The sequence below is a fragment of the Acidovorax sp. GW821-FHT11A03 genome, from assembly GCF_058809075.1.
Map to the genome: position 1 here is coordinate 520,837 of NZ_JBXASG010000004.1, position 16,509 is coordinate 537,345.

Below are 16,509 nucleotides of genomic sequence, written 5' to 3' on the forward strand. Positions count from 1 at the left end.
ACGCGGGCCGGGCGGCCTGCTGCCGGACCCCGTGGCCGCGTGAATCTCGGTGAGAATGGCGGCGGCTGCCCCTCATCGATCCATCCGTCCATTGCGGGAGATTCACCGTGTCCACCATGCCTTCGTCCGGCGCCGTCGTCTTCGCCAAGGACATGCAGCGGCTCGCCGCGTTCTATGAAGGGCTCTGCGGCCTGAACGTGGTCGACGCCGAAAGCGACCATATCGTGCTGGAGTCTGGCGCGGTGCAGATCGTGGTCCACGCCATCCCGCAGCGGATCGCCCGGGCCATCGCCATCACGCAGCCGCCCGTGGTGCGCGAGGAGACCCCCATCAAGCTCTTTTTCGCGGTGCCGGACCTGGCCCAGGCCCGGCTGCGGGCCGTGGCCCTGGGCGGGCAGCTCGCGCCCGCGGCCAGGGAATGGGAGGCCCGGGGCTTTCGGGCCTGCGATGGCTACGACCCCGAGGGCAATGTGATCCAGCTGCGCCAGCACCTGGCCTGACACTGCCGGGCACGAGCCCAAAAGGCGGGGCGCCAGCACGGAGTGCGCCGATGTGCTGCAATGCGCTCCGGTCCCGGCGGGCAAAAAAAGGCCGCCGGGCGCCGACCCTTCCTTCCCTGTGCTTCATCCCAAGACAAGAATTCCGCCATGACATCTCCCCTCTACAACGCCAGCGTTCCCGTTCTCCGCCAGATGCTGGGCTCGCTCAAAGACATCCTGGCCAAGACCGAGGCGCACGCCACGGCGCGAAAGCTCGACCCCGACGCGCTGCTGCAGGCCCGGCTGTTCCCCGACATGTTTCCCATGGCGCGCCAGGTGCTGATCGCCTGTGACTTCGCCAAGGGCGTGGCGGCGCGGCTGGCGGGGGCGGAGGTGCCTTCGTATCCGGATGCGGACCACCCCGGCTTTGCCGACCTGAACGAGCGCATCGACACCGTGCTGGCGTTCGTGGAAGGCCTGCCCGTGGAGGCGTTTGCCGATGCCGCCACGCGCACCATCACCATCCAGCCCGGCACCGCGCGCGAGCGGCAGTTTCCGGGCGAGCAGTACCTGCTGCACTACGGCCTGCCGCAGTTCTTCTTCCACGTGACCACGGCCTACGCGCTGGCCCGCCACAACGGCGTGGAGCTGGGCAAGCGGGACTACATGGGCAAGATTTGATGCCCCCCTGAGCCGCTGCGCGGCTTCCCCCGAGGGGGAAGCACCCGGTGGCCCGGCGAAGCCGGTTCCACGGGTGCACTGGCGTGGGGGCGCGCCAGTGGTTGAGGGTGTGGCGGAATCGGGTTCGGGGAGCGTCGCCTCCCGGTATTTCACAAGCCGTTCGGGCTGAGCCTGTCGAAGCCGGGGCGCAAACATCGCACCACCCAGCCTGGGCCCGCATGAACTGCGTGCGGCGGTTTTATCGGGCCACGCCAGCGCCGCTGCGCCGCACCCAGGCGATCAGCACGCCCAGCACGCGGGGCCGCCACGACAGTGTGAACGCGATGGTGAGCGCGGCACCCGCGAGCGCCATGAACCACACCAGCGACGCCATCGATGCGTGGTCCACGGCCAGGCACAGGGCCAGGGCCACGAGCAGGCCGGCGGCGCCCATCCAGCGCAGTGTGCGCACGGTGCTGCGCCGCAGGGGCTCGGTGCCGCGCACCTGCTCCCAGTGCGCATCCATCGACAGGGCCAGCCAGCCGAGGCCGACCACGTTGGCGGCCAGGGCCGCCACCAGCAGCAAGGCGTCAGGCACGGGCGGTCTCCAGCGAGGAGGCCGCGCCGCCGTCCACGGCAGGGGCGCCCAGCTGGCCCTGGGCGCGGTGCTTGAGCTTGCGCGCGGCCAGCACGGCGATGGCGCTGCTCGCCAGGATGGCCAGGTCCACGCCCGCCACGGGCCAGTAGCCGTTGCCAAGGGTGCGCAGCAGGTGGTCGCCCGTGGTCACCCAGTTGAGCAGCACGGCCGCCACGCCCAGCACGGCGATGGCCCAGCACTGCTCGGCCCAGGCGGGGGCCATGCGCGCGCTGGCCACGGGCTCGGTGCGCCAGATGCCGTGCACGAAGGCCAGTGCCCAGGCGCCCCAGAAGACATATTGCTCCCAGTCCCCGCGCGCGGGCAGGTCGGTGGGCAGCAGGCGGTTTCCGATCAGCATGGACAGCGCGGCGATCAGCATGCCCGTCACGGTGGAGACCGCGAACGCGTCCACCCAGCGCGCTCCGGTCACGCCCTGCCTGGCGTGCTGGCGCTTGCGTTTTTCCACGAAGAAGATGAAGCCCGTGGCGATGCACACGCAGCCCGAGAGGCCGCCCAGCACATACAGCCAGCGCAGCAGCCAGTGCCGGAAATGCTGCAGGTGCAGCCCGGTGAGGAAGGTGTTGACGCTGGCCACGGGGGTCAGCGGCGGGTCTTCGCGCAGCACCTCGCCGGTGCTGGCCTTGAAGTGGATGCCGTTGCCCACGAGCGCGATGCGGTCGGTGCCCGCGCGGTACACGCTCACGTACGCATTGGCATCGCCCACGTGCTGCACGGTCAGAAAGCCCACGTCGCCCGCCATGCCCTGCGCGGCCCAGCGGCGCTGGGCCTGCGCCACCATCGCGTCCACCGACGCCAGGGTGCCGGCGGTGCCCGCGCGCTCGTGCGGCAGGCCGGTTTCTGCGGCCTCGTGTTTTTCGTGCAGCTCGTGCAGCGGGTGCAGCTGCGTGTGGGTGATGGGGAAGTAGATGCCGCCAAAGATCACCAGCCCCGAGAACGCGAAGATGAAGTGGAACGGCAGGGCCACCACGCCCGTGAGGTTGTGCAGGTCGAGCGCGCTGCGCTGCGTGTGCTTTCGGGGGCGGAAGGTGAACAGCTCGCGGAAGATCTTGCGGTGCATCACCACGCCGCTGACCAGCGCCACCAGCATCATCAGCGCGGCGAAGCCCACGATCCAGGTGCCCAGGTCCTTCCATTTGAAGTTCAGGCTGTAGTGCAGCGGGTAGAAGAACTGGCTGCCGATCTTGAGGTGGTCGTCGGGCAGCGAGGCGCCCGAGCGCGGATCGATCGTGCGGTTGCCCCAGATGGTGTTGTCGTCGGGGTCCTTGGCATTGGGCAGCTCATAGCCCGCGAACAGGCCCAGCACCGGGTCGCGGTGGGTGGTGTACGCGCCCCAGGTCTTGATGACGGGGAAGCTTTGCGGCACAGGCCCGTTCACGCGGTCCCTGGCGGCCTCGATGTTTTCCGCGCTGGGCCTCATGTCCTGGAAGGCCGGCTGCAGGATCTTGTCGAACGAGGGCATGGGCTGCGGCTCGAAGCGGGTCTGGGGAATGGCCCACCGGTCGATCTCGCGGTCGAACACCGACAGCGAGCCGAAGAAGAAAACGACCATCAGCACGAAGCCCAGCACCAGGCCGAACCAGGTGTGCAGCCAGGCCATGGTGAGCCGGAAGTTCTGGAACATGATGGGTATCTACCTCTTGGGTCCGTGCGCGCGGTTTACAGGATGGCGCGCTGCACCAGCCAGGCGGCGCCGGTCATCAGCGCCCCGCCGCCGGCCAGCACCAGCCACACGCGCTTCACGCTTGCCGCCGAAAACGCCCACAGAAAGGCCACCAGAAAAACGATGAAGCCGACGATGTAGCCCAGGGCCTCCGCATCGTGGAACTCCATCTGCGCCGCGAACAGAAGGCCGATGCCCAGCGCGATGAAGCCCCACGTGAAGGCATAGCCGCCCAGGACGCCCGCGGCGATGCGCGAAACGATGTGCAAGCGGGAAACTGCGCTGGAGGCCATGGCGAAACGGATGCGAACGGGATTGGTGATGAGATTGATTCGTAATTATGCAGCCCTTTGCACCATTTCCCCATTGCGGCCAGGGTGATGGGGCAACGGCCGGCCCGCCCCGCGCGTCGCAGGCTGCGCCCTCGCACGGCCCGTGGCAGGCGAGGGCCCCGGGTGACGGCCCGCCGTGGCGCGGGCCCGGACGATGCTGTCCACGGCGCCACGCGCACCGGTGGCGCCGGGGTCCGCAGGGCGCGGAGCCGCCCCGGGGCTCAGACCACGCTGCGGTGCCGCGCGATGCAGGTGTCCAGCGTGTCCTCGCCCGTGCGCTGCCACCAGTCCAGGGCCGAGAAGATCTCCACCTCGGCATAGCCCGCAAAGCCTGCCGCCTCGACCCACTGGCGGATCTTCTTGAGCTCGATCACGCCATCGCCCATCATCCCCCGGTCGCTGAGCAGGTCGCGCGTGGGCAGGCGCCAGTCGCAGACATGGTAGGCCAGCAGGCGTTCCTTGCCGGCGCGCGCGATCTGCTGCTGCAGCTTGGGGTCCCACCACACGTGGTACACATCCAGGGCCACACCCAGTGCCCCCGTCCTTTGCGGATCCAGCACATCGCAGATGTCCAGCGCGTGCTCCAGCGTGTTGATGCAGGCGCGGTCGGCCGCCTGCATGGGGTGCAGCGGCTCAATGGCCAGGGGCATGCCCACCTGGCGCGCGTATTCCAGCGACGCGGCGATGCCGTCGAACACCTCGCTGCGCGCGCGCGATAGGTCGGTGTAGTGCGGCGTGCCTTCCAGCGCGCCGGGCAGGGCGCCTACCACCAGCACCAGGCAGGCAGCGTCGAGCGTCTTGGCCTCGTCGATGGCACGGCGGTTGTCGTCGAACGCGGCGCGCAGGCCGGCCGCATCCGCCGCCGGGAAGAAACCGCCGCGGCAGTAGCCCGACAGTTCCATGCCATGGGCGCGCAGCTGGCGCGCGGTAGCGTCCAGCCCCGCCGCGGCCACTTGGTCGCGCCAGGGGCTGATGGCGCGGATGCCGCGTGCGGCGCACTGGTCGATGATGCGCGCCAGCGGCACCTCGGCCCCCTGCTGCTTGCGCACGGTGGCCGTATTGATGGAGAGCCAGCGGTGGTCTTGGGTGAAATCACGCATGGCGGTCAGGCACTCACGCCGTGCAATGCCAGCAGGTGGCCCATGCGCTGCACGGCCAGTTCGGGCTGCTCCAGCAGGTCGGCCTGGTCGGCCAGTCGGAACAGTTCGGCGAAGTGCACCAGCGAGCGGGTGCTCTGTTGCCCGCCCACCATGGTGAAGTGGCTCTGGTGCCCGTTGAGCCAGGCCATGAAGACCACGCCGGTTTTGTAGAACCGCGTGGGCGCCGCGAAGATGTGGCGCGACAGCGGCACCGTGGGGCCCAGGATGGCGTGAAAGCGCGCCGTGTCGCCCGCCGCCAATGCAGCGAGCGCCGCGCTGGCAGCCGGCGCGATGGCGTCGAAGATGCCCAGCAGCGCATCGCTCTGGCCCTGGCGCTGCGTACTCCCCGCGCCGTCGCCCGCAATGAGCTCGGCGTAGTTGAAATCGTCGCCGGTGTACATGCGCACGCCCTGGCCGTCGGTGCCGCCGGTGGTGGGCAGGCGGCGGCGCATGGCGACTTCCTTGTCTTTGTCGAGCAGCGATATCTTGATGCCGTCCACCTTGTCCGGGTGGGCAGCGATCACCGCCAGCGCCGTGTCCATGGCCGCATCCACGTCGCGCGAGCCCCAGTAGCCTGCGAGCGCCGGGTCGAACATGTCGCCCAGCCAATGCAGCACCACGGGCTGCTTCGCCTGCGAGAGGATGCGGTCGTACACGCGTTCGTAGTCGGCGGGGCTTTGCGCCACGCGGGCCAGCGCCCGGCTGGCCATCACGATGAGCTTGCCGCCGAGCTTCTCGATGGCCTCCATCTGCTCCTCGTAGCCGCGAATCACGTCGTCCACCGACTTCACGTCCTCCAGCACCAGGTGGTCCGTGCCGCAGCCCGAGGCCAGGAGCGCGCCGGGGCCGAAGTCGCGCGCCGCGTCGAGCGAGCGGCGGATCAGCTCCAGCGAGGTGGGCCAGTCCAGCCCCATGCCGCGCTGCGCGGTGTCCATGGCCTCGGCCACGCCCAGGCCCAGCGACCACAGGCGCTGGCGGTAGGCGATGGTCGCGTCCCAGTCCACCGCGCACTGCAGCCAGGGGTCGATGGCCGCCAGCGGGTTGGCCACCACGTGGGCCGCCGAGTAGGCGATGCGGTTGAACGCCACGCCCCGCTGTGGCACGACCGGCGGGCGGCCTTGCAGGGTGTAGGGGCTGATGCGGCCATCGGCCGTGGGCAGGGGGAGGCTGAAGGCCATGGTGTACTCGCAGAAATTTGAATGAAATTGGCCTTTAGCGCTTATCCAGCAAGCGCTAGCAGCTATCAAAACAGTAATCGGTGGTTAAGCTTGCAGGGGGGCCACATCGACCCAGCGGCGTTCCTTCCAGCTTTCCAGCGCGGCTTCGACCAGCTGCACGCCCTTGGCGCCTTCAGGCAGGGTCCAGCGGTACGGCGCGTCTTCCACCACGTGGCGGATGAAGTGCTCCCACTGGATCTTGAAGCCGTTGTCGTAGACCTGCGAGTCCGGGATCTCCTGCCACTGGTCGAAGAAGTTCATGGTCTGCTTCTCGTCGGGGTTCCACACCGGGCGGGGCGTGGCCACGCGGCTTTGCGCGCGGCAGCTGGAGAGGCCCGCGACGGCCGAGCCGTCGGTGCCGTCCACATGGAAGGTCACCAGGTCGTCGCGCCGCACGCGCGTGGCCCAGCTCATGTTGAGTTGCGCGATCACGTCTTCGCCGTTGTGGCCCTTGAGCTCGCAGGTGGCGTAGGCCGCGTCGTCGGCCGTGGCCTTGTACGGTTGGCCGGCTTCGTCCCAGCGGGTGGGGATGTGCGTGGCGCCGATGCAAGACACCGACTTCACCTCGCCGAACAGGTTGTCCAGCACGTAGCGCCAGTGGCACATCATGTCCAGGATCATGCCGCCGCCGTCTTCGCTGCGATAGTTCCAGCTCGGGCGCTGGATGGGCTGCAGGTCGCCTTCGAAGACCCAGTAGCCGAACTCCAGGCGCACGCTCAGCATGCGGCCGAAGAAGCCCGCGCGGCGCAGCATGTCGAGCTTGCGCAGGCCGGGCAGGAAGAGCTTGTCCTGCACGGCACCGTGCTTGAGGCCCGAGCCCGAGGCCAGGCGAGCGATCTCCACCGCTTCGTTCAGGTTGGTGGCGATGGGCTTTTCGCAGTACACGTGCTTGCCCGCGCGGATCGCCTTGGCCAGCAGGGTGGGGCGCATCTGCGTGGTGCCGGCGTCGAAGAACACGGTGTCCTCGGGGTTGGCCAGGGCGGCATCCAGGTCCGTGCCCCAGCGTGCAATGCCGTGGGCCTTGGCTAGGGCCTCCATCTTCTCGGCATTGCGGCCGATGAGGATGGGGTCGGGCATCACGCGGTTGCCATTGGAGAGCACCACACCGCCCTGCGCGCGGATGGCGCAGATGGAGCGGATCAAGTGCTGGTTCATGCCCATGCGGCCGGTGACGCCGTGCATGATGAGTCCGAGTCGTTGGGTTGCCATGGCGGTGGTGCTTTCGTTCAGTTCAAGGTTGAAAAAAATTGGGCAAAGGCGCGGCCTGGCCACCCCCACGGCAGGGGCTGGCGGTGCGGTGCGGCGCGAAGGGAATTACTGTGTGGGCGAGAGTCCGGCGGCCTTGACCAGCGTGGCGTTGCTCTTGATCTCGTCCTTGATGTAGGCGTCGAACTGCTCGGGCTTGAGCGTCCAGGCATCGGCGCCGAGCTTCAGGAAGCGCTCCTTCACCTCGGGCGTGGCCAGCGCCTTCACCACCTCGTCGTGCAGGCGGTTGACGATGTCGCGCGGCGTCTTGGCCGGCACCATCATCCCGATCCAGAAGTTGAATTCCGAGCCCGGCACGCCGGCTTCGGCGGTGGTGGGCACGTCGGGCAGGGCGGCGGCGCGCTTGGGCGAGCCTACGGCCAGTGCGAGCAGCTGGCCATCCTTGATCTGGCCGATGACGGGGGCGATGGGCGAGAAGTAATAGTCCACACGCCCCGACAGCACCTCGGTCACGGCCTCGGCCGAGCCCTTGAAGGGGATGTTCTGCGCGTCGATCTTCGCAGCCAGCTTGAACTTCTCGGCGTTCAGGTGCGTGGCGCTGCCCTGGCCGGCCGAGGCGAAGTTCACCGTGCCGGGTTTGGCCTTGGCCGTGGCGACCAGGTCCTGCAGCGTCTTGATGCCCTTGGCGGGCGAGATCACAAGCGCGTTGGGCAGCGAGGAGATCGGCGTCACGCCCGCGAAGTCGCCCACGGTGTCGAACGGCAGCTTGGCAAACGTCGAGGGGCTCACCGTGTGCGACGACGAATGGATCATCACCGTGTAGCCGTCCGGCGCGGCCGTGGCCACGGCCTGCTGGCCGATGGTGCCGCTGGCACCGCCCCGGTTGTCCACCACCAGCGTCTGTCCCATGCTCTGGCCCATCTTGTCGGCAATGGCGCGCGCAATGATGTCGGTGGTGCTGCCCGCCGCAAACGGCACGATCACGCGGATCGGCTTGGTCGGGTAGCCGCCTTGCGCCAGGGCGCCGAAGGACAGGGTGGTGAGCGCGGCCGCCGCCAGGGCGGTGGCCGCAGCGCGGCGGGTGGTGCGGGTGATGGGCATGGATTTGTCTCCGTGGGCAGGCTTGGACTTGCTCTTTAATTCACTGAATGGTGAATAGAGTGCATTTTTCAGGAACGCGCCCTGCACGTCAACGCGGTTCCGCACGTTGAAATTAGGGGTTTACCCGCATCCGTGGGATGCGCGCGGCCCGGGGCCTGTCGCCGTGGAGGAGCCAACCGCCGCGCGGCCAGGCGTGCCGCGAGGTGCCCGGCTGGTCCCGTAGAGTCAGGCCATGGGCTATCAAATTTCGACCGACAAGACCGTGACGTGGCGGGAGTTTTCTGCGCTGATGGCGGCGGTGGGCTGGGGCGAGCACGACGAAGCCTTGTTCCTTCGCTCCTGCCGCGCGTACCCCCTGGTGGCCCATGCACGGATGGACGACGGCGCGGTGGTCGGCTACGTCTCCGCCTTCAGCGACGGGGCGTTCTCTACCATGCTGGGTGAACTGGTGGTCCACCCCGCCGTACAGGGCAGGGGCATCGGACGGGCGCTCATGCAGCGGATCGAGCTGGAGTTCCCTGGCGTGCCCATCTACGTGAAGGCGATGGGCGGGGCAAGGCACTTCTTTTCAGCGTGTGGCTACCGGGAGCCCCAGGCGCAGGTCACCGTGATGTTCAAGCGGCCGCCGCCCCCGGGTCATGACCGCGAAGGCGGGCTGTAGACGAAGCTTGGGGACCGGGCCGTCGGGCTCAGCCGAGCAGCACGTACCCGAGGATCACATCGCACATGTGCGAAAGCCGCTCGCTGCGCGCCTTCGGGGCCATGAGGTCGCGCCCGAAGATCGCCGACAGCGTGTGGTTGTTCGACAGGTAGAAGTACGACAGCCCGGCGATGGACACGTACAGCTGCAGCGGATCCACCCCGCCGCGGAAGCTGCCCTCGCGCCGCCCACGCTCCAGCACCTCGCCCAGCGTGGCGATCAACGGCGAGTTCATCTCGCGCGCGCGCTGCGACTCCTGCAGATGGCGCGCCCTGTGCAGGTTGGCGCTGTTGAGCAGCGTGAGGAACTGGGGGTTCTCCAGGTAGTAGGTCCAGGTGAACTCCACCAGCCGCCGGATGGCGGTCGCGGGCGGGAGGTCCAGCAGGTTGAGCTTGCGCTCTTCCTCGCGGATGTGCAGGTAGGCCTGCTCCAGCACGGCCTGGAAGAGCTTTTCCTTGTCCTCGAAGTAGTAGTAGATCAGCCGCTTGTTCAGGCCCGCCCGCTCGGCGATGCGGTCCATGCGCGCGCCGCCCAGGCCGTGTTCGGCGAACTCGTCGCGCGCGGCGCTGAAGATCACGCCCTGGGAGCGGTCGGCATCCCGCTGGCGCTCCTTGGCGGGGGTCTCGGTGTCTTTGGTCATGCCCGAATAGTTCACTATTTGGTTAACAAAATCCAGTGCATGCTGGATTCAGGGGGCCAGGGGCGGCGATGCGGGTGTGGCGGCATCAGGTGGCGCGGACTGGATTGTGCCGCGCAGCCGGCCTGCCGGCCGGACGCCGTGCTGCCCCTTGCCCGGCAGTGCGTCATTGCGCGTAGTCCAGCGGCAGCGCGGTGGTGAACTTGATTTCTTCCATCGCGAAGCTCGAGCTCACGTCCGACAGCGCCACGGCCTGCGTCAGCCGCCTGTAGACCGCATCGTAGGCGCGGATGTCGGGCACCACCACGCGCAGCAGGTAGTCCACGTCGCCGCTCATGCGGTAGAACTCCACGATCTCGGGAATGCCCATCACCACGTCGCGCAGGGTCTCGAACCACTGCTGGTGGTGCTGGTTGGTCTTGATGGCCACGAACACGGTCACGCCCACATTGACCTTGCGCGGGTCCACCAGCGCCACGTGGCGTGTGATGAACCCCTTCTCGCGCAGCCACTGGATGCGCCGCCAGCAGGGCGTGTTGGACAGGTGCACGGCATCGGCCAGCTCGGCCAGCGGCGTCTCGGCGTCGTGCTGCAGCAGGGCAAGCAATTGGCGGTCGATGGAATCCAGATTCTGTTTCACGGCAAATAAGGAAATCTGTTTCTCGCATTTGGCGTGAAATGGGGCATAAAAGCAAAATGATTTTCATCAAGTCGTCACATACTTGATGGGCGTTCCCGGCGCTCGGGCCGTCCGCCGTGCCCCACAGGGCGGCGGTTTCACCACCCTCCCTTTCCAAGGACCTTTCACCATGACGGCTTCTGTCTTTCGACGCCAACCCACCCGCTGGGGCCTGGGCATCGCCGCGCTGGCCCTGCTGGCCGCCTGCGGCGGCAATGACGGCCCCGGCACGCCGGTGGCCAACCCCGAGCCCGTCGAGCAGTACGTGCCGCCGGAGCCGCCCTCGGGCTACACGCCCAAGGCCATCAGCTACGCCAACAAGGACATGGTGTCCACCGCTAACCCGCTGGCCACCAAGGCCGGGGTCGACATCCTGGCCAAGGGCGGCACGGCGCTGGACGCGGCGATCGCCGTGCAGATGGTGCTGAACCTGGTGGAGCCGCAGTCGTCGGGCATCGGCGGGGGCGCGTTCATGCTGCACTTCGACAAGGGTGCCAACAAGCTGCTCGCCTATGACGGCCGCGAAACCGCGCCCAAGGCGGCCACGCCCAATCTCTTCATCGGCGCGGACGGCAAGCCGCTGGCGTTTCTGGCGGCGGTGGATGGCGGCCTCTCGGTGGGCACGCCCGGTGTGCTGCGCATGCTCGAAGCCGCGCACAAGGTGCACGGCAAGCTGCCCTGGAAGGACCTGTTCGAGCCCGCGATCCAGCTCAGTGAAAACGGCTTTGCGATCTCGCAGCGCATGAGCGTGTCCATCGCCGGCTCGGCCGCGCGCATCAAGGCGCAGGGCGAGCCCGGCGCCAGCTACTTCCTCAATGCCGACGGCACGGCCAAGGCGGCCGGCACGCTGCTCAAGAACCCCGACCTGGCCGCCACGCTCAGGGCCATTGCCGCGGGCGGCGCCAACGCGTTCTACCAGGGCGACATCGCCAAGGACATCGTGGCCAAGGTGGCGGGCCACCCCACCAACCCCGGCAAGCTGTCGCTGGACGATCTGAGCAGCTACACCCACAAGGTGCGCGAGCCCGTCTGCGGCGTCTACCGCACCCAGTACCGCGTGTGCGGCATGCCCGCGCCCAGCTCGGGCGGCATCGCCGTGCTGCAGACGCTGGGCCTGCTGCAGGGCTTCGACCTGGCGGCCATGAAGCCCAACACGCTGGATGCGGTGCACGTGGTGTCCGAGGCCTACCGCCTGGCCTATGCCGACCGCGCGCTGTATGTGGCCGACCCTGACTTCGTGAACGTGCCGCAGGCCGGCCTGGTCAACGCCGACTACCTGCGCGAGCGCGCCAAGCTCATCAGCCTGAGCAAGAGCATCGGCACCCCCGTGGCGGGCACACCGCCGGGCGTGAGCGGCGCCAAGGGGCAGGACAACTCGCTGGCCCTGCCATCGACCACCCACCTGTCCATCATCGACAACGCGGGCAACGCGGTGTCCATGACGACCACCATCGAGAACGGCTTCGGCAGCCTGCAGATGGTGCGCGGCTTCCTGCTGAACAACCAGCTCACCGACTTCTCGTTCACCGCCACCGACGCTGCAGGCTTGCCCATCGCCAACAGCGTTCAGCCCGGCAAGCGCCCGCGCAGCTCGATGGCGCCCACGATCATCTTCAACGCGGCCACCGGAGACCTGGAAGGCGCCATCGGCTCGCCCGGCGGCAGCGCCATCATCCAGTACACCGCCAAGAGCATCCTGGGCATGACGGACTGGGGGCTGAACGTGCAGCAGGCGATCAACCTGCCCAACTTCGGCGCGCAGACCAACGCGACCACGTCCATCGAAAAGGGTTCGGTCATCGACACGGCCGCCATCCGCGACGGCCTCAAGGCGCGGGGCCACACCGTGGCGCAGACCGACACCTTCACCAGCGGCCTGCACGGCGCGGTGTTCAACGGCCTGCGGTCCAATGGCAATGCCGGCCTGCTGGCGCGCAACCCCGGCGCGGGCACGTATGCGGGCGGCGCGGACCCGCGCCGTGAGGGCACGGCCCAGGGCAACAACTGAGGACACCGTGGCGGCCTGAGCCGCCACGGTGGCACCGCAGTGCGGTGTCCCTTGGGAAAATGCCCCTGGCGCAGGATGGATGGTGGGTTTTCGCTATTCAAAATATAGCAACTGCCGCCGCCATACCCTGGGGCTGCTCCGGTGAGGCTGCTCCAGGCGGCACCGCGTGCCAGGGCATCAATCCGGTGTGCCGTCGCGCGGCTCGGCCGCCTTGCGCGCCCATTCGCGCGCCAGGGCCGCGTTGCGCGGCACGCCTTCTCCGCGGGCGTACATCAGCGACAGGTTTCGCTGGGCCTTGGCATGTCCCTGCCCGGCCGCCTGCTGGTACCAGTGCACGGCCTGCTTCTTGTCCCGTGCCACGCCGTCGCCTTCGTCATAGGACACGGCCAGATTGAACTGGGCCTTGGCATGGTCCTGCCCGGCCGCCTGGCGGTACCAGTGCACGGCCTCCTTCTTGTCCTGGGCGATGCCCTCGCCCGCGTCGTAGGCGAGCCCCAGGTGGTACTGCGCGGATGCAAGGTCGTTCTCCGCCGCGCGCCGGTACCAGTGCACGGCCTGCGCCAGGTCCTTGGCCACCCCGTCACCGTGGTAGAACGCCATGCCGAGCTGGAACTGCGATTCGGGATGGTCCTTCTCGGCGGCCTTGCGGTACCACTGCACGGCCTGCCGGGGGTCTTTGTCGACCCCCTCGCCCTTGTCGTACGAAATGCCCAGGTTGTACTGCGCATCGAGGTGGCCCTGGGCCGCCGCCTTGCGGTACCACTCCACCGCCTTGCGGAAGTCCTGCGGCACCCCCTCGGCCTTGTCATAGGACACCGCCAGGTTGTATTGCGCCTGGGCGTGGCCGAGGTCCGCCGCCTTGCGGTACCACTGGGCGGCCTGCACCCGGTCCTGCGGCACGCCCAGCCCCTCGTCGTAGGACACGCCCAGCTCGTACATCGCATCCGTGTGGCCCTGCTGGGCGGCCTTGAGGTACCAGCCCACCGCCGTGGCTTCGTTCAGCGCCACGCCGCGGCCTGCGTCGTACATGCGGCCGAGGTGGTACTGGGCGTCTGCATGGCCGGCCTGCGCGGCGGGACGCAATTCCTTCAGGGCTGTGGCGTATTCCCCGCGCTCATAGGCGCGGACTCCCTCTTTCGGGCCCGCCGCGGCGGGCCCTGCGGCGCACAGCAGCGCACCCAGGCAGGCGGCGGACACGAGGGAGGACAAGGAGGGGGTCAGACGTGGCATAAAAAGTAAATGGGGCGATGGGCCTGGGGGCGGCCAGAAAAACGCGGATGCGGACAAGCAGGGGCCCGCCGTTCGGCGCCGCCCACTTGCCACGGGGGTGCGCGGCAGGGCACGGCGGGGACGGCGCGCGGCACCGGCGGCGGCGGCGGCGCCAGTGTGCCCGCACGCATCGGCCGTGTGGGGTTTGTTGCCGCCAGTTACACGTGGGCGCCGCAGCGCGAGATCGCCATGGCCTACCGGTCCCCCCGGCGTCAGGGCGTGCCCTGCCGCGCCAGCGTGTTGAGCAGCGCGGTGAAGGTGGCCGTGGGCCCCATGTTGTCCGCCGAGCGGTACACCAGGGTGAGCGGCACGTCCAGCCGCCCGCCGTCCACCAGCGGGCGGTACGCGATCGCGTGGCGGTGCACGCCCACCATCGACGACGGCACCACCGAGATGCCGGTGCCCGCCGCCACGAGGTTCAGGTTGGTCAGCATGCGCGCAACTTCCGCCACCACCCGGGGGCGCACGCCTTCCTCGTCGCACAGGGCCAGCAGGTTGGCGTACAGGCCCGGGGCACCAGGACGGCGCACCAGGATCATGGGCTCGCCCTCCAGGTCCGCGATGCGGATGGCCAGCGGCTTGCCGCGCCGCTGGCGCAGCGCCAGCGGGTGGTCGATGGGCAGGGCCACCATGGCGGGCTCGTGCTGCAGGGTGTCGAACGCCAGGCCCTCGGGGCGGGCCACCGGCACGCGCAGCAGGCCGCAATGCAGGCGGCCCCCGGCCACGGCCTCGGTGATCTCGGCGGCGTTGTTCTCGCCGATCTCCAGCACCAGACCGGGGTGCCGCGCGCGGCACTCGCGCAGGGCGAATGGCGTGAACTCGTGCGCGGCCGCCGAGCTGGTGAAGGCGATGGCCAAGCGCCCGGTCTTGCCCTCGGCCAGCAACTGCATGCGGCCTTGCAGCGCATCGAAGTCGTGCACCAGGCGCGTGGCGTCGGCCTGCAGCGCGCGGCCCGCTTCGGTCAGTGCCACGCCCTTGGCATGGCGTTTGAACAGGGCCATGCCCACGGTGCTTTCGAGCGCCTTGATCTGCTGGCTCAGCGGTGGCTGGGCCATGCCCAGCTGCTCGGCGGCGCGGGTCATGTGCCCGGCTTCTGCCACGGCGAGAAAGTAGCGGAGCTGGCGGATGTCCATGTCAGCAGTGCAATGGCTCAGGGAGCGGGTTCATATGCAAATCGTATCGGAGATTGGAGATTTGCCTATTTGACGTATCGGAGCCCCGTTTCTACGATGCGCAGCAGCTGCCCACCGCCACCATCATTTCAACGGAGACCTTCCCATGACTGCTTTGCCGCCGCTTCGCGCCTGGCCACGCCGGACCGTGGCCGTACCGGCCGCCCTGGCAGCCGCCGTCTTTTTGGCTGGCTGCGCGCCGGTTGTCACCCAACCCCAGGCGGTGGCGGAGGCCGCACCCGTCGCCACGCCCTGCCCCAAGGACCTGGCGCCCATTGCCCACTGCCTGTCGGGCCAGGATTCCGCAGGGGCTTACTACCTCATCGCCATGCCGCAGCAGTGGAACGGCCACCTGGTGCTGCACGCCCACGGCGGCCCGGCGCTGGGTGCGCCCAGGATGGAGCGCGCGGTGGAGGACCTGGAGCGCTGGTCCATCATGGTCCGTGCGGGCTACGCCTGGGCGGGCAGCACCTTCCGCCAGGGCGGCGTGGAGGTGCGCGCGGCGGCGGAAGATACCGAGCGCCTGCGCAAGATCTTCGTGCAGCAGGTGGCCCGGCCGCAGCGCACCATCCTGCACGGCCAGTCGTGGGGCGCCAGCGTGGCGGCCAAGGGGGCCGAGATGTTCCAGGCCACGGCCGGCGGCCAGCGCCCCTACGATGCCGTGCTGCTGACCAGCGGCGTGCTCGCGGGCGGCACCCGCTCGTACGACTTCCGCACCGATCTGCGCGTGGTCTACCAGTACCTGTGCAACAACCACCCCCGCCCCACCGAGGCGGCGTACCCGCTCAACATCGGCCTGCCGCGCGATGCGGCCATGACGCAGGCGGATCTGGCGGCGCGCGTGAACGAATGCCTGGCGCTGAACCGGCCCGCTGCAGAGCGCACGCCCGAGCAGCAGCGCAAGGTCAAGACCATCGTGGATGTGATCCGCATCCCCGCCAGCTCCATCCAGGGCCACATGAACTGGGCCACGTTCCACTACCGCGACGTGGTGCAGCACCGCACCGGTGGCGCGAGCCCGTTTGGCAACCGGGGCGTGCAGTACAAGGGCTCTCCCGACGATGCGGCCCTGAACGCCGCCGTGCTGCGCTACCGCGCGGACCCGGCCGCCGTGGCGCGGTTTGCGCAGGACACGGACCTCGGTGGCCGCATTCCCGTGCCCGTGCTCACCGTGAAAGGCGTGGAGGACCCCACGGCCTTTGTCGAGCTGGATGCGGCTTTCAAGGCCACCATGGAGCAGGGCGGCAGCGCGGCGCGCCTGGTGCAGACCTTCACCCAGCACAATACCCACAGCTACCTGAGCGATCCCACCTACCCGGCGCTGATGACCGCCCTGCTGCGCTGGGTGGACGAGGGCGTGAAGCCCACGCCCGAGGGCATCGCTGCGCAGTGCCCGGCCTTCGAGGCGCAGTTCGGCAAGGGCTGTGCGTTCCTGCCTGCTTACCTGCCCGCGGCGCTGAACACCCGCGTGGCCGACCGCGACCGGCCCTGATCCTGGGGCGGTAGCCACGCCACTTACTTGTCTCCACCGCCTGCGACATGAACGGTGGCTCCGCTGCGGGCCGTCTTGTCATCCTGGTGCGGCCGGGCAA

At 68.9% G+C, this 16,509-nt stretch carries 16 protein-coding genes; 5 read left to right on the plus strand and 11 right to left on the minus strand.

Features of this window, described 5'->3' with window-relative positions; all coding sequences use genetic code 11:
- The first annotated feature begins 116 nt into the window (after positions 1-116).
- Positions 117-500, plus strand: coding sequence for a VOC family protein (locus AC1RVY_RS12800; protein ID WP_492806817.1), 384 nt, complete (start codon positions 117-119; stop codon positions 498-500).
- A 147-nt stretch (positions 501-647) separates the two neighbouring features.
- On the plus strand, positions 648-1,160 hold the full coding sequence (locus tag AC1RVY_RS12805) for a DUF1993 domain-containing protein (RefSeq protein WP_492806769.1): 513 nt from the start codon (positions 648-650) through the stop codon (positions 1,158-1,160).
- Between the two features lie 238 nt (positions 1,161-1,398).
- Here the strand turns inward: AC1RVY_RS12805 and AC1RVY_RS12810 are convergent, their stop codons facing one another.
- From AC1RVY_RS12810 to AC1RVY_RS12840, 7 genes are all read right to left on the minus strand, one after another.
- Complete coding sequence (locus tag AC1RVY_RS12810) at positions 1,399-1,737, minus strand: DUF3325 domain-containing protein (RefSeq protein ID WP_218296440.1); 339 nt, start codon at positions 1,735-1,737, stop codon at positions 1,399-1,401.
- Complete coding sequence (locus AC1RVY_RS12815; RefSeq protein ID WP_492806770.1) at positions 1,730-3,418, minus strand: PepSY-associated TM helix domain-containing protein; 1,689 nt, start codon at positions 3,416-3,418, stop codon at positions 1,730-1,732. Before AC1RVY_RS12815 ends, AC1RVY_RS12810 begins: the two co-directional genes overlap by 8 nt.
- A gap of 35 nt (positions 3,419-3,453) precedes the next feature.
- Positions 3,454-3,750: an iron uptake protein gene (locus AC1RVY_RS12820; protein WP_492806771.1), complete on the minus strand. Its 297-nt coding sequence runs from the start codon at positions 3,748-3,750 to the stop codon at positions 3,454-3,456.
- A 260-nt stretch (positions 3,751-4,010) separates the two neighbouring features.
- The gene (locus AC1RVY_RS12825) at positions 4,011-4,889 is read right to left on the minus strand and encodes a sugar phosphate isomerase/epimerase family protein (protein ID WP_492806772.1); all 879 of its coding nucleotides are present in this window, start codon (positions 4,887-4,889) and stop codon (positions 4,011-4,013) included.
- A gap of 5 nt (positions 4,890-4,894) precedes the next feature.
- Positions 4,895-6,106 (minus strand): dihydrodipicolinate synthase family protein, encoded by a 1,212-nt coding sequence (locus tag AC1RVY_RS12830; protein ID WP_492806773.1) that lies wholly within the window; start codon positions 6,104-6,106, stop codon positions 4,895-4,897.
- Positions 6,107-6,190: 84 nt separating this feature from the next.
- On the minus strand, positions 6,191-7,354 hold the full coding sequence (locus AC1RVY_RS12835) for a Gfo/Idh/MocA family protein (RefSeq protein ID WP_492806774.1): 1,164 nt from the start codon (positions 7,352-7,354) through the stop codon (positions 6,191-6,193).
- A gap of 105 nt (positions 7,355-7,459) precedes the next feature.
- A complete protein-coding gene (locus AC1RVY_RS12840; protein WP_218296445.1) occupies positions 7,460-8,452 on the minus strand; it encodes a tripartite tricarboxylate transporter substrate binding protein in 993 nt (330 codons plus the stop codon).
- A gap of 232 nt (positions 8,453-8,684) precedes the next feature.
- Between AC1RVY_RS12840 and AC1RVY_RS12845 the strand changes: the two genes are divergently transcribed.
- Positions 8,685-9,113, plus strand: coding sequence for a GNAT family N-acetyltransferase (locus AC1RVY_RS12845; RefSeq protein WP_218339261.1), 429 nt, complete (start codon positions 8,685-8,687; stop codon positions 9,111-9,113).
- 28 nt (positions 9,114-9,141) lie between these two features.
- On the opposite strand, the gene AC1RVY_RS12850 is transcribed toward AC1RVY_RS12845, so the two are convergent.
- Complete coding sequence (locus AC1RVY_RS12850; protein ID WP_218339260.1) at positions 9,142-9,792, minus strand: TetR/AcrR family transcriptional regulator; 651 nt, start codon at positions 9,790-9,792, stop codon at positions 9,142-9,144.
- 163 nt (positions 9,793-9,955) lie between these two features.
- A complete protein-coding gene (locus AC1RVY_RS12855; RefSeq protein ID WP_218296717.1) occupies positions 9,956-10,417 on the minus strand; it encodes an Lrp/AsnC family transcriptional regulator in 462 nt (153 codons plus the stop codon).
- 181 nt (positions 10,418-10,598) lie between these two features.
- On the opposite strand from AC1RVY_RS12855, the gene ggt reads away from it, so the two are divergent.
- On the plus strand, positions 10,599-12,476 hold the full coding sequence (gene ggt, locus AC1RVY_RS12860; protein ID WP_492806775.1) for a gamma-glutamyltransferase: 1,878 nt from the start codon (positions 10,599-10,601) through the stop codon (positions 12,474-12,476).
- Between the two features lie 177 nt (positions 12,477-12,653).
- Here ggt and AC1RVY_RS12865 read toward each other — a convergent pair whose 3' ends face one another.
- Together AC1RVY_RS12865 and AC1RVY_RS12870 are read right to left on the minus strand one after the other, a co-directional pair.
- Positions 12,654-13,685, minus strand: coding sequence for an SEL1-like repeat protein (locus AC1RVY_RS12865; RefSeq protein WP_218296449.1), 1,032 nt, complete (start codon positions 13,683-13,685; stop codon positions 12,654-12,656).
- Between the two features lie 272 nt (positions 13,686-13,957).
- The gene (locus tag AC1RVY_RS12870; RefSeq protein ID WP_218339257.1) at positions 13,958-14,878 is read right to left on the minus strand and encodes a LysR family transcriptional regulator; all 921 of its coding nucleotides are present in this window, start codon (positions 14,876-14,878) and stop codon (positions 13,958-13,960) included.
- A gap of 145 nt (positions 14,879-15,023) precedes the next feature.
- Here AC1RVY_RS12870 and AC1RVY_RS12875 point away from each other — a divergent pair, with 145 nt between their 5' ends.
- Entirely contained in the window at positions 15,024-16,409 is a 1,386-nt protein-coding gene (locus AC1RVY_RS12875) for a hypothetical protein (protein ID WP_492806776.1), read from the plus strand.
- The last annotated feature ends 100 nt before the right edge of the window (positions 16,410-16,509 follow it).